At 35.4% G+C, this 14,002-nt stretch carries 13 protein-coding genes; 9 read left to right on the plus strand and 4 right to left on the minus strand.

The window, feature by feature from the left end; genetic code table 11:
• Positions 1–547 precede the first annotated feature (547 nt).
• The 4 genes from ACQV2Q_RS06820 to ACQV2Q_RS06835 are packed head-to-tail and all read right to left on the minus strand — an operon-like array spanning position 548 to position 3,669.
• Complete coding sequence (locus ACQV2Q_RS06820) at positions 548–1,660, minus strand: glycosyltransferase family 4 protein (RefSeq protein ID WP_428882357.1); 1,113 nt, start codon at positions 1,658–1,660, stop codon at positions 548–550.
• 5 nt (positions 1,661–1,665) lie between these two features.
• Complete coding sequence (locus ACQV2Q_RS06825) at positions 1,666–1,938, minus strand: hypothetical protein (RefSeq protein ID WP_428873579.1); 273 nt, start codon at positions 1,936–1,938, stop codon at positions 1,666–1,668.
• Positions 1,939–1,962: 24 nt separating this feature from the next.
• Positions 1,963–3,204, minus strand: coding sequence for an aminopeptidase (locus tag ACQV2Q_RS06830; protein ID WP_428873580.1), 1,242 nt, complete (start codon positions 3,202–3,204; stop codon positions 1,963–1,965).
• A gap of 15 nt (positions 3,205–3,219) precedes the next feature.
• Positions 3,220–3,669: a flavodoxin gene (locus ACQV2Q_RS06835; RefSeq protein ID WP_428873581.1), complete on the minus strand. Its 450-nt coding sequence runs from the start codon at positions 3,667–3,669 to the stop codon at positions 3,220–3,222.
• A gap of 195 nt (positions 3,670–3,864) precedes the next feature.
• Here ACQV2Q_RS06835 and galE point away from each other — a divergent pair, with 195 nt between their 5' ends.
• The 9 genes from galE (at position 3,865) to ACQV2Q_RS06880 (ending at position 13,900) form a co-directional block, all read left to right on the plus strand.
• Positions 3,865–4,875: a UDP-glucose 4-epimerase GalE gene (gene galE, locus ACQV2Q_RS06840; RefSeq protein ID WP_428882359.1), complete on the plus strand. Its 1,011-nt coding sequence runs from the start codon at positions 3,865–3,867 to the stop codon at positions 4,873–4,875.
• Between the two features lie 24 nt (positions 4,876–4,899).
• The gene (locus tag ACQV2Q_RS06845; protein ID WP_428876295.1) at positions 4,900–5,730 is read left to right on the plus strand and encodes a hypothetical protein; all 831 of its coding nucleotides are present in this window, start codon (positions 4,900–4,902) and stop codon (positions 5,728–5,730) included.
• Positions 5,731–5,753: 23 nt separating this feature from the next.
• Positions 5,754–6,929, plus strand: a complete 1,176-nt coding sequence (locus tag ACQV2Q_RS06850) for a glycosyltransferase (RefSeq protein WP_428882361.1) — start codon at positions 5,754–5,756, stop codon at positions 6,927–6,929.
• Positions 6,930–6,932: 3 nt separating this feature from the next.
• The gene (locus ACQV2Q_RS06855; RefSeq protein WP_428874868.1) at positions 6,933–8,345 is read left to right on the plus strand and encodes a lipopolysaccharide biosynthesis protein; all 1,413 of its coding nucleotides are present in this window, start codon (positions 6,933–6,935) and stop codon (positions 8,343–8,345) included.
• Between the two features lie 35 nt (positions 8,346–8,380).
• Positions 8,381–9,682, plus strand: coding sequence for an O-antigen ligase family protein (locus ACQV2Q_RS06860; RefSeq protein ID WP_428873586.1), 1,302 nt, complete (start codon positions 8,381–8,383; stop codon positions 9,680–9,682).
• A complete protein-coding gene (locus ACQV2Q_RS06865) occupies positions 9,679–10,746 on the plus strand; it encodes a hypothetical protein (protein WP_428873587.1) in 1,068 nt (355 codons plus the stop codon). Before ACQV2Q_RS06860 ends, ACQV2Q_RS06865 begins: the two co-directional genes overlap by 4 nt.
• Before the next feature lie 13 nt (positions 10,747–10,759).
• Positions 10,760–11,521 carry a glycosyltransferase family 2 protein gene (locus tag ACQV2Q_RS06870; protein WP_428874867.1) on the plus strand — a complete coding sequence of 254 codons (762 nt, stop codon included), beginning with the start codon at positions 10,760–10,762 and terminating at the stop codon, positions 11,519–11,521.
• Between the two features lie 48 nt (positions 11,522–11,569).
• Complete coding sequence (locus ACQV2Q_RS06875) at positions 11,570–12,892, plus strand: nucleotide sugar dehydrogenase (RefSeq protein ID WP_428873589.1); 1,323 nt, start codon at positions 11,570–11,572, stop codon at positions 12,890–12,892.
• A gap of 129 nt (positions 12,893–13,021) precedes the next feature.
• On the plus strand, positions 13,022–13,900 hold the full coding sequence (locus ACQV2Q_RS06880; RefSeq protein WP_428882363.1) for a M15 family metallopeptidase: 879 nt from the start codon (positions 13,022–13,024) through the stop codon (positions 13,898–13,900).
• Positions 13,901–14,002 lie beyond the last annotated feature (102 nt).

Genomic DNA, 14,002 nt, shown 5'->3' on the forward strand with positions numbered 1-14,002 from the left:
TTTCTTTAACAATATAAACATAGAAAGCGTTTCCTACTATAATAGTAGGAAACACAAAACTATTTAGGAGGGGCTTTCTATGTAGCAACAGTGTATTATGAATTAAACTTGCTTGCCTTTGATAAGATCCAATACTAAGCGAGCTCTACGAGGAGCAATTCGAACAGATTCCAGAAGCAAATATTCGCCCACTTGAACTTGCCGATGGGCGACCTGTTTATCATCCTCGTGTCTTACTTAAAGTATTGTTATTTGCTTGTTCTAAAGGCAATTTTTCAGGCCGTCGTCTCAAAAAGTATCACCGAAAAACTGCCTAGGATTTTATTCCTCGTAAAGAAAAACACACCACTTGTCAAGCACATCAACGGTCGCAATAGCTTTTCTAAGACCGATGTCGAGCGAATATTTATGGCCAATAATCTACGTCAATACGCAAAGTAGCGAGCCCAGATTGGAAAGTTACTTTCCAATCTGGGCTCGCTGTAAATTTTGAGGCAGGGCTGAGCAGCCCTTTTGTTCCAGCCCCTTGTTTTTATGATTGAAGCCTTTAGGAAATAACTGATTGATAGAGTTTTTCATAGCGGCTAATTATTTCATCCCATTTGAAGGGGTTGATTGCTTCTAAAGCATCTTGAGACAAACGTTCATAATGGTTTAAAATATAAAGAATTGCTTGATCGAAAGCTGTTTGATCAAATCGATCTACAGAAACGCCTACATGGTAATTTTTAAAAAATGAATCGAATCCTTCGTTTTGAGTATAGATTACTGGCAAACCTTGACTCATTGCTTCTGGATAGACTAATCCAAAGGTTTCAGGGAAAGATAGTAGGGCGAAAAGATCCATTGAACGATATAAACTGACCATTTCAGCTTTGTTTAAAGCGCCGTGGTAGGTAATATGATCCATTGCTTGCAATTGCTTGAGAATTTTAGCATCCCAATTGGGACCAGCAATATGTAACTCCGCTGCTTGGTATTTTTTTGAAAAGTGTTCGATCATTTTAGCTAATTCAACAAAACGTTTACCAGAAGATACTTTACCAGCGGTTACAATACGCAGTGGCTGATGACAAATAAATTTCTTTTCATTGAAGCGATTGTTATGCCAATAATCATCAATGCCGTTAGCAATGACCTGGCTTTTACCTTTAAGATTATCCAATTCTTTAGTGGGTATAAAGCGATTAAAAACCTGTTGGTAAGTATTTTGTGAAATAAAGATAATCTGCTTGGCATCGCGCATAATATCTAAGCCCACATTTCGCATCCATGGCATTTTTTCAAAAAAAGTATGTAGGTCCGCATTGCGTACAGCAACAATATAGGGGACATGATATTTAAGATAAACTTGTCTAGCTAACCAACCATTTGAAAAGAGTGAGTGTGCATGAGTAAGATCAAAGCTATCTAAACTGTATGATTCTTTTAAATCTTGCCAAATCTTATGGTGTTTAAGTGGAAAAAACCAGCGCATCCATTGATCGTGATTTCTAGATAGATTTAAGTAATCTCCACTAGCTGCTACTCTTTCTTGAGGGAATTGATGCGAAATGGGGACATAAACTTTTAATTTATGTCCCTGCTTTACTTGACGATCATAGACTTGTTTAAATAAACCAGAAGTTGAGAAATAGGAATTAATATGTAAAATATCCATATTATCTACTCTTGCCCTTCTTCGATTAGGGCTTCTAATGAAGAAAGTCGATTTTCTAAATCTTCAACTTTTTGATTCATGGCAGCTTGACTGCCTTCATATTCTTTCGTTGTTGGAATAGAGAAAGCTTTTACAGACAGATAAACAAGTAAGAAGAAAATAATGATGCCGATGATTAGAAGCGGCCAACCGGTTCGGTCTACCCGTCGATCTATTTCTTCAATGTGTTTGGTTATTTCTTCTTCAAAATTTGTGTTAAAGTTTGAAGGGGTTACCATCCTTAACACCTCCTTCTAAAGTGATTAAAATGCCCATTCACCTTTACGGAAGATCGGGGTAACAGTACCATCTACTGAGATTCCATCAACATTCATTTCCGCATTTCCTACCATAAAGTCCACGTGAACATTCGAGCGATTAAGTCCCACTTCCTCTAGCTCTTTTTGGCTCATTTTAGCACCATTTTTTACAGAAGTAGCGTAGGCTTGTCCTAATGCGATGTGGTTAGAAGCATTTTCGTCAAATAGAGTATTAAAGAAGATAATGCCTGATTGAGAAATTGGTGATTGATGCGGAACAAGCGCTACTTCACCTAAGGAATCAGAACCCTCATTTTCTTCTACCAGTTGACGTAAGGTTTCTTCACCTTCTTTGGCTGATACTTCGGTAACTTTACCGTCTTTGAAAGTGAATTTCATTTCATCAATTATAGTTCCACCATAAGCTAATGGTTTAGAAGAAGAAATATAGCCCTCTGCACGTCTTGAATCTGGAGCTGTAAAGACTTCTTCTGTAGGCATGTTAGCAATAAAGACTTCGCCTTTTTCATTAAGTGATCCGGCACTTTCCCAGACATGGTTTTTAGGTAAGCCGACAGTGAAATCAGTTCCAGGTCCTGTATAATGCAACTGATCGAATTGTTGTTCATTAAGGAAGCGTGCTTTTTCGCTAAGACGTTCTTCATGTTCATCCCAAGCTTTAATTGGGTCTTCTTCATAAATACGTGTTGTTTTAAAAATTTGATCCCATAAAGCGTCTACTTGTTCTTCAGAAGTTTTTAGTTCAGGGAAAACAAGAGCAGCCCACTCTTTACCTGCACCTGCAACAACTAACCATGAAACAAGATTTGATTGTGTCGCAATACGTACATCTTTCATAGCTTGAGAAGAAGCACGGTTTGCTGCGTTTATTTTTGCAGGATCAATTCCTTTAAGAACATTTGGATCACTTGAACGTAGTGAGATACGTTTAGCTCTTTTTTCTACAAAGTAATTGCCTTCATCAATTATAAATTGCGGAATATCGGTCAGTGTTTCTTCAGATTGATGGGTAAAATGAAGACGAGTTAATGTATCGTCTGCCCAATTTACTTTAACAAACTTAGCACCTGCTTTGTAAGCAGCTTCAGTCACTAAGCGAACTAATGGGGCTTGATCAAGGTCAGCGAAAATTAAAATATAATCTTCTTTACTAACTGCAATTCCTTTATTGACGATTAAGTTTGCATATTTTTCAAGAAGTTGATCAAAATTTTTTAAAGTCATAGTATACCTCTTTCCTTATTGATTTAATTTTTCAGCAATACCATCAGCTAAAGCTTGAAGACGTTCAATATCCTCACCTTCGGCATTTAAGTTAATTTTACATGATGGGCCACCAGCTTGAGCGCCTACTTTTAAAAATTGTTTTTCAAAGTGATCGACAGCACCACAAAAGACTTCATAGTAAGTATCGCCTGAACCAAAAACACCAAAGACTTTATCTGATAGATCTAATTCACCCAAATCATCGTAAAAATCTAGCATTTCGTCTGGTAGTACTCCATCGACTCCGTAAGTATAAGAACCGATTAATACAGCATCATATTCTAAAAAGTCTTCTGCATCTGCTTGCATGACTTCAACCACATCAGTAGTGATACCGTGAGCTTCAAGACGCTCAGCAATAATATCAGCCATTTCTTCGGTATTTCCAGTAAGACTTGCAAAAATGATTAATGCCTCTGCCATTATATTCCCCCTTAAGGTTAAGTTGTTTTAAACCTTGTGTTATTATATCAAACTTCATAGCAATTGTGGACCTCAATTCCTATTAGGTTAAGAAGTAGGAGTAAATTTTGGAAGAAATTATGAAGAATGAATCTAGCTAGATTTGTTATGCTATAATTAATCAGAATATAAATAAGCTAAGGATGGAGGCTATATATGTCAATCTTAGTTACAGGAGGAACTGGATATATCGGCAGTCATACAGTTATTGAACTATTAAACAATGATCAAGAAGTAATCGTTGTCGATAATTTTTCAAATTCAAAACCAGAGGTTTTAAATCGTATTCATACAATTACTGGTAAAAACGTTACTTTTTATCAAACTAACATTGAAGATAAACAGGCAATGGCTCAAATTTTTAAAAATCATCCTGTTGATTTAGTCATTCATTTTGCTGGCTATAAGGCTGTTGGTGAATCTGTTGAAAAACCTTTAAAGTATTATCATAATAATCTTAGTGGTACAATTACCTTGCTCGAAGTCATGCAGGAAAACCAAGTCAAAAATATTATTTTCTCATCTTCAGCAACTGTTTATGGTGAGGCACATAAAGCGCCATTTGATGAATCAATGCCGACGGGTGAGGCTAGTAATCCTTATGGTTATACAAAATTAGTCTTAGAAAAAATATTGCAAGACTTATCGTATTCTGATTCTGAGTGGTCGGTGACTTTATTACGTTATTTTAATCCTATTGGAGCACATCATTCTGGCTTGATTGGTGAAGATCCTCAGGGAATTCCTAATAATTTAATGCCATATATTACTCAAGTAGCAATCGGTAAGCGCCGTGAATTGCAAGTGTTTGGTAATGATTATCCAACACACGATGGAACAGGTGTGCGTGATTATATTCATGTAGTAGATCTTGCACAAGGTCATCAAAAAGCGATTAGCCACAATCTAAAAAATAAAGGTGTCGCAATATTTAATCTGGGGACCGGTCAAGGTTATTCTGTCCTAGATTTAATTAGGGCATTTGAAAAAGCCAATCAAGTCCAAATACCTTATCAAATCGTGGATCGTCGGCCAGGGGATATCGCGATTGCCTATGCCAATCCTGAAAGGGCTAATCAAGAGTTGAATTGGAGGGCTCAAAAAAACTTATATGCCATGTGTTTAGATTCATGGAATTGGCAGAAAAAAAATCCTGAAGGATTTTAATGATAAATTGAACGGAGGAAGCATATGTTTCCAGAACAGAAATCAGACAAACGTCCTTTTTTTTCAAAAAGACTTTTGGTCTTTTTTCTTGTAATGATTCTTTTAGTTTTTTCTACTTTTCTCTTTTTTGGCTATCTGGATGATTTGAAAAATTCTTTCCAAGGCACCTTTGTCCATAATCCTTCTGAATGGCAATACTATACTATTGGACAAGAATTACTAGAAAAAAAAGATAGGTCTTTTGAAGACTTAGCAAAAGATGGCATCGAGCTCTTAGTTTTGAGCTATGATTACAGTCAAGCAGGCCGAATTGGGGAGAAAAGAATTAAAGAATTAACTTATTATTTATGGGATTTTAATCAAGAAAAGATAGTCCAAGTCAACATCGATCCACAATTAGATTTATTTATATCAGATACTAAAATGTCAAAAACAATCAGAGAATATGGTTTAAAGCAAGGAGAGTTAGCTTTAGTTGAACAATTGACTCAATCATATAATTTGCCCATTGATTTTTTAATTGTCTTAGATCTTGATAGGTTAGAAGAAGTTGCTAAAAAGAACTCTAATGGAGTATTATTCAAAAATATTAACAATGATGATCGGCAAGAACAAAAGACAAGTCAAATTATGGCTGACAATTTAATGGATTATCATCACTTTTTAAAACTAGCCAAAGAATTAAATCAAACGGATTACCTGGTAAAAAGTAACATTGGTTTTAACCATTTTTTAAAATTTACTCTCTACTATAATCTTCAAAAGGGTCAAAAAACTGAAACATTTGACCTATCTAGCACACAAACAAGAAGTGAAAGAGAAAGATTACTAGAATCCCTAAATTTTAATCAGTAGAAAGTCGTATAAGGAGGAAGCTTTTGCAAAAAATTAGAATCCTACATCTAATGTCATCTTTTGGAGGAGGCATTTCTACATTTATTCACAATTTAGCTAAAGAAGCTAGCAATCAAGAGATGGTTTTTGATGTAGCTACCTACAGTCAAGTTCCTGACTATTTTAAACAGACGATTGAAGAGACGGGTGGTCAGATTTATTTTCTGAATAACCCCAAAAAAACTTCTTGGCAATCCTTTAAGAATAGTTTTGCTAAAGCTTTTCAAGAGAATGCCTACCAAGTAGTTTATAGTCATATTGCAGGTTACCGTTCAGTCATTTATTATTATTTAGCCCATCAATTCCAAAAGGATACGCCCTTTGATTTCTATATTCATGGGCATTACCGTTATGACAAAAATACAGCTTTAAAAAATAAATTGATGCAAGTTTTTGATGCGCAAGTCAATAGAAGATTGTCTCGTTTACCGATTGGATGTTCTCAACTTTCAATAGAAGAATTGTTTGCTTTGAAAGTTGGAGAATCCTCTGTGGTTATTCCAAATAGCATAGAACCCAATGATTTCTTTATCGATTTTGAAAAGAAGCGAACAAGTCGTAAATATTGGCTAAGCAAATTCACTAAGAAAAGTAAACAAAGCCTAATAATTGGACAAGTGGGGCGTTTAACGGCAATTAAAAATCATCCTTTGACCTTAGAAGTCATAGCTTATAGTAAAAAGCAGTATCATCCCTTGCGTTTAGTGATTGCTGGTGAGGGGGAAGATCGGGATTTTTTAGAAAAAGAGGTAGAAAAAAAAGAAATTGATGCCCAAGTTTTCTTTGCTGGCAGAATTAGTCCGGTTGCTAATTTATTAGCCGGTATCGATTTATTAATTATGCCCTCTTTTTCTGAAGGTTTTGGCACGGTAGCCATTGAAGCTCAAGCGGTAGGCATTCCCGTGCTTGCCAGCGATCAAATAAGTCAAGAAGTAGACTTGGGCTTGGGGTTGATTCAATTTTTATCTTTAAATTGTGAACCTAAAGAATGGTATCAAAGGCTGATTGAATTTTATCATCAAAGTTCAACTAAAATTCCCACTGATGAAGAACGATTTAGAAGTATACAAGCTAAGTCCCTTACTAATGAAGCTGCAGCCAAGCTGTATCGCCAGGTGTTAGATCATCAAGTGAGCCATTTTCGGATAGATTCGAGGTAATATATGAAACATTTTATGAAAAGATTAACAGGGTTTTCCTTAGGACCGATTATTGGTGCATTAATTTCACTGATTCAAATCCGCATTTTGACTCAGTTGTTAGTAGCAGACCAATATGGGGTTTCAGGATTGTATCGAAACTTAATCTTAAACATTCCTAATTTTCTTTATATTGGTCTCGATCAGGCTTTTTCTCGTGAATTTCATCAAGCTGCATCTAAAAAACACCTTTTTCAACAAGCAATTATTATCCCGATCGGGATGGGAATCCTTCTATCATTTGTTATGCTTGTTTTTAATCAGACCATTGCGAATTGGTTGTTTAGTGATCCTAACGCAGGCTATATTGTGATTTGGAGTACAATTTTACTTATTTCAATGATCATTGAACGCTTCGTACTCATTTCTATTCGTATGCAAGAAAAAGCAAAAGAATATTCTGGCTTTACCATTTTATTAAAGAGTTTAATTTTTGCAGTTTCCTTGTCTATAATTGCTTTGGGCATTCGCGATTTTCGTGTAGTGGTTTTTGGAATGATTTTTGGTCAACTTATAGGGGATAGTTTTCTTTTCTTACGTTATAGAGATTTGTTATCGTGGAATGATTTTGTTGTTGACTATGACCTCATAAAAAAATTATTATCTTTTGGTTTTCCGCTTATGATTGCAATGTCTCTTAATTCGGTGCTCAATACAATTGATAGCTTAATGCTTCGGTCTTTTTCTACCAAAAAAGAATTAGGGTTTTATGCTGCAGGCATCGCGATTGTCAATATGATTGGTATTTTAAAGACAGCATTTGCAACCTTTTGGGTTCCTACTGCCTATCGATGGCATGATGAAGGCAAGTCAATGAAGCATTATAAATTTATTTCAGACGCTGTTCTTTTTGTTTTAACGGGTATCTTTTTTGGGATTCTTGTATTTCGCCCCTTGATTATGATGATTTTAGGCGAGGACTATCGTTCTGTTCAGTATATTCTTGGCTTGCTCTGTTTTCCTCATATTATGTATACACTTTCTGAAACAACGACACTGGGAATTGTTTTTTCACGCAAGACCTATTTTAATACATTGGTTTCTTTATTGGCTTTGATTCCTAGTTTTTTTATTAATCTCTGGCTCACTCCAAGATGGGGAGCTTTAGGAGCAGCCACCGCGTCATCCGGAGCCTACATCATGTTTTATCTAGCTAGAACTTATTTTTCAAGTCGGACAGGCTTTTATTTCAAACAAAGTAAACATCTCATGTCCATTTGTTTAATGTTTATTGCTGCCTTCGTTAACACTAGTGATTATGCTTATCGTTTGTCTGTAACATTTGGCTTAGCTTTGGTCTGTCTCATTATTCAGTTTTCGACCATCCAAGATGGTTATCAAATCTGGCGTAATCCTGAGAAATGGGATTTTAATTAATTGTTCGAAAAGAAAGAGTAAGAAAGGAGTGGCCCATGTTTCTATATTGTTTACTTTTAGTTACGAGTGTTTTTTTAGGTTCGCAAATTTTAGCCGTTGAAACGCCAATTGCTCAAATTACCCTTTACCGAATTCTTGCTCTTTTTTCTGTTCTGATTCTTGCTTGGCAAATTTTACAAAAAGATCGAAAGCTTTTATTGGTGTTACCCTCTGCTTCAACACGTATGCTTTTTTGTTTTTTAGCTTGGTGGTTAATTGCTTTAACAACAGGTCTTTGGGCTGAAAATTTTAAAGATTGGCTGCAAGTTTCATTTTTAATGACGGTTGGCATGGCATCAATTGTGGCTATTTATTTTTGGGTGGGTACTAAAAGACAGTGGTTTCGTCTGGCTCAAGCCATGTGGGGGATGATGACTGCCTTAGTATTTTGGGGCTATATCGAAATTATCGGTAATATCTATGTATTTGCAGATATGACCAAATTGGATAAATATGGAACTTTTGATTCCCAACCCTGGACTCGGATTCCAATCACCTTTTTTGCCAATCAAAATGACTATGCTACTTTACTTTTAGCGTATGTCACCCTCTGTATGGTTCTATACTATTACAGTCAAAGATATTGGCAAAGGATGTTCTTACTATTAATGTTTGCATTAACAACATTTTTAATCTACCAAACCAGCTCAAGAATGTCCTTAATATGTTTAATTCTTTTTATCGGCTTACAACTAGTTCGCAACTTCAAGTTGGATCTTTTCCAAGGGAAAAGACTTTATATAATGACCGCCTTTATTATTTTTATGATGTTAATTCCACCTATACGTGAAAAAGTTTTTGAAGTGATTTTTCTAGGTGGTCCACAAGCAGGCTTATCTGGTGATACTAAGCGAATGAATATCTGGCGAAATGGTTTACTTTATTTGACCCAAACTTTTGGCTTAGGGGTAGGATCGGGGAATATCGAGCATTGGGCTAAAGTAAGACCTATCTGGCCAACTAATGAAATAACCAATATGCATAATTGGTGGCTTGAAATTTTAGTTTCTAACGGCATTCTTTCACTGTTACTTTATTTATGGGCATACATTGGAATGATAAGACGGTTGGAGTTTGTTGCTAGAGTGGGGAGAAAGACCTCTGTTTTACAAAGCAATATTTCTTTTGTATTCTATAGTTTTTTAATTATTTTTATTCTAGCAAGTATTACTAGTGCAAATAATATGTTGATTGAATGGCACTGGGTATTTTTTGCTTTAATTATAAGTTGGGTAAAAATAATCGATACAAAAGAACAAACGCAGGATTTTAAAAGTAAAAGGAGTTTAGGAATATGAGCTTAGCTACAGTTTTTCACGAGTTATACCGCTTTATTAAAAATAATTTTAGAAGAATTATGTTTGGATCAGTTATTATCTCATTATTAGTTGTAGGAGGAAGGTATGTCGTCAACCGCTTAATAAATAGTGATAAAATTGAATCATATAATTATCTAGCCCATGCCTATCAACAAGACCCAGCTTCATTCCAAGTGATTGTTACAATGGAAGATGGCAGTCTATTTTCAACTGCGGCTGTCTTTGATGACTATTTTGCGACACCAACTATTATTAAACAAATTGAAGCAGAAACTGGTATCGAGTTTGGAAAATGGCTTCAAGCAGAAAAAAAACTTGAAATGTATAAGACCAACACTTTTCGAGGTGGGCTTGCAGGAATTCGAGATGCCGCTTCAAATGTTATTACTTTAAGATTTTTGGTGGGGAATAATGCTGAAGAAAACTTAAAGATAGCCGAAGCATATGCTGAATTATTAGAAAAACAAAAGCTACCTTTCCTCGGGAAAAATACTGTCTCAATCATTCGGTCACCAGAAATTGGAGAAATGATTCCAATTGATTTGATCGAAGAAGTTCCTAGTAGGGAAACTTTGACCCCATTTCAAACTAAAGAGGCTAAAGGAAGTATTATCTATGGCTTATTGGGTCTCTTTTTAGGCGCTATTTTATCGATAGCTTGGAGCATGATTGCACATTATCGAAGACATAAAATAGGCTATGCTTTTGATTATACTTGGGGAATTAATGATCTGCATTTTATTTATAACCGTCAAGATAATCGAGAAGTCTTAGAAAAATTAATTCGAACTCCTAGTGATAGTCAGCGAGTAATCCTTAGACAACAAAAGCATCAAGAAGTGAATGTTCAAGAACTAATCTCTCCTGAAGGAAACACCTACGGAGTGCAAGCGACTAACTTAGCAAGTCTTGATGCAAACTTTTCACCAAATGAAATTGTTATCGTCTTAGACGCTAATATTACCGATAAAAAGTGGTATAATGACCAACGCCAATTGGCAGAGCTTTATCAAGCAAGAATCAAGATAATTCAGATTATTTAAGGAGAATTGTGAGATGAATTCAAAATCAGGATTGGTGTCGATAATAACCCCTGTTTATAACGCAGAAAGATTCTTAAAAAAAACCATCGAGAGCGTGCTTAATCAGAGTTATCAGAATTGGGAGTGGTTGTTAGTCGATGATTGCTCAAATGATATTAGTGTGAGAATAATTCAAGAATTTGCACAAGAAGATAGCCGTATTCAATTGGTTAATTTATCAAAAAACTCTGGTGCCGCAGTGGCAAGAAACAAGGGGCTTGAATTGGCTAGAGGTAGATATATTTCATTTATTGATAGTGATGATGTTTGGGAATATTGTAAGTTGGAGAAACAATTAGCATTTATGCAAGAAAAGGCGCTATCTTTTACTTATACAAATTTTTCCTTAATAGATGAAAGTGGAGAAACCCTTAAAGAAACAGTAGATTTACCAGAACGTTTAGATTATAATGGCCTTCTAAAAAACACAGCCATTGCTTGCTCTACAGTAATGATTGATCGTGAAAAAATAGGAGACTTTAGAATGCCTTTAGTGCGGAAAGGACAAGACACAGCAACTTGGCTAATGTTAATGCGTGAACGAAAAATTGAAGCTTATGCTTTAAATGAAGTGCTTAATCACTATCGTCAAGTTTCTGGTTCTATTTCCTCCAACAAGCTTTCAGCTCTTAAGCGAACATGGTACACTTATCGCCATTTAGAAAAATTACCACTATATCAGTGCATATATTATTATAGTCATTATGTTTTTCAGGCAATTAAAAGGCGGTTATAATTTAACAAGCAATTATATAAGATAGCTAAATAAGGTTAGGAGACAAAAATGAATATATATCAAAATTTAATTGAAGGTAAAACAAAGTTAGCAGTTGTAGGTTTAGGGTATGTGGGTATGCCGATTGCCATAGAATTTGCTAAGCACATTGAAACAATTGGCTATGACAACAATGTTCATAAAGTGGAGCAATATTTACAGGGTATCGATCCAACTCTAGAGGTTGGAGATGAAGCAGTCAAGAATACAAATTTAGCTTTCACCTACGACCAAAGTAGGCTAAAAGAAGCGAACTTTATTATTGTTGCGGTTCCAACGCCTATCAATCAAGATAAGACACCTAATTTAGATCCGGTTATTTCAGCCACAAGAACCGTAGGTAAAAACATGTCTAAAGGGACTTTAGTTGCTTATGAGTCAACGGTTTATCCTGGGGTTACTGAGGAAATGTGTATTGAAGAACTTGAAGAAAGTTCAGGATTAGTGCATGGTGTTGATTTTTGGGTAGGTTATTCACCTGAAAGAATTAATCCAGGAGATAAGGTCCATACTTTACCAAAAATTAAAAAGATCGTTTCTGCTACAACTGCTGATGCTTTAGATACAATGGCTAAAGTATATGAACTAGTAATTGAAGCGGGTGTTCATCGTGCACCAAGTATTAAAGTTGCTGAAGCCGCTAAAGTTGTTGAAAATAGTCAAAGAGATATTAACATTGCATTTATGAATGAGTTAGCTCTCGTTTTTGATCGAATGGAAATTGATTCGCAAGATGTTATTGATGCCATGAATACCAAATGGAATGCTTTAGGTTTCACACCAGGACTAGTGGGAGGACACTGTATTGGTGTAGATCCTTACTACTTTGTTTACGAGGCAGAAAACTTGGGCTATCATAGTCAGATTATTCTTTCTGGTCGCCAAATAAATGATCAAATGGGAGATTTTATTGGTGATAAGTTGATTAAGCTCATGGTTAAGGCGGGTAAAAAAGTAACAGACTCTAAAGTAGTTATTTTGGGTCTAACTTTTAAAGAGCATACACCAGATACGCGCAACTCAAAAGTTGCCGATATTATCAATTATTTAAGGACTTTCGATATTGAGCCTGTTGTAGTAGATCCTTGGGCTGAATCAAGTGATGCCAAAGCAGAATATGATGTTGATTTAACAGCGTTCGATCAAGTTCAGGATGCGGATGCTGTTATCTTTGCAGTAGCTCATCAGGAATTTCGAGAACTAAATAATACAAGCATCGAAAAATTGTTTAATGCAAAATTATCACCTAAAGAAAGAGTTCTTATAGATGTCAAAAGCATACTGGATGCTGATTATTTTAAGGAAGCTGGCTATACTTTTTGGCGCTTATAATAATAGCTGGCTCTCAAGCACTTTATCGAACAGGATAAATAGTTTGAGAGTTTCCTTAAGTAGTTTGCGTATCAGAATGTTTATTATTGGAACACTTGATCCTTTGAAAACAAATATGAGGTGATAAAAATGAGTATTAAGAAAATTTTCTTAATATTTTTACTTCTACTTATTTTTCCTTTTGACAAAGCGGAGGCTTTAGCTAAATACAATTTACCAGAATTGAGTCAGATTGATGCGATAAAATCAAATGCTAGTGTTGATGAATTAATTGATTCAATTCCTGCTGAGGGAAATTTAAATGATCCCAATTTACTTTTGGTGAATCCAAGCAACCCAATCAACAATCAAATTGAAGTTGATTTAGTTACTTCAATTGAAGGAATTCCATATGCTGCTAACATTGAAGAAAAACTTAGTCAGCTGTTACAAGCAGGTTTGGAGGATGGTTATCTATTTACAATTATTTCAGGATACCGTTCGACAAATCAGCAAGCAGGGTTAGAAAGTTCTAGAAAACAGTCTTTAATGGCGGTCGGTTATAGTGAATCAGAAGCGAGATATTTAACCAATTTATATACAGCACCAGCAAATGCCACAGAGCATATGACTGGGCTCGCTATTGATATATTAGGTCAAGATTGGACCAGCATAGGAGGAGGCTTAACTGAAAATTATAGCGAAACGGCATCGGCCCAATGGTTAGTAGAAAATGCAGCCAATTTTGGGTTTATTTTAAGATACCCTCAAAATAAGACAGAAATGACTACTTTTAATTTTGAACCTTGGCATTATCGCTATGTAGGTCAACTAAATGCGCAATTTATGATGGAACATGGGCTTACTCTTGAAGAGTACCTAGCCCTTATTGAAGAACGTGACCGGCGTAAAAAAATTGAGAAAGTAAAACAAGCGGCTGAAAATCAAGCGGTTGATGAAGCAAAAAGGTGGTTAGAAGAACAAAAGAAAACGATTGATAAACTGTTTTATAACTCATCAACTGATTAAATGACAAAGAGCTTGTGACCGAAGTTAGCTAAAACACCGTCCTTAACACTGTTAAACAGCGTTAAGGACGGTGTTTTAGTTTTATTAAATAAACAAAGAGTT

It is taken from the genome of Facklamia sp. P12950, assembly GCF_050409465.1.
GTDB lineage: Bacteria > Bacillota > Bacilli > Lactobacillales > Aerococcaceae > Facklamia.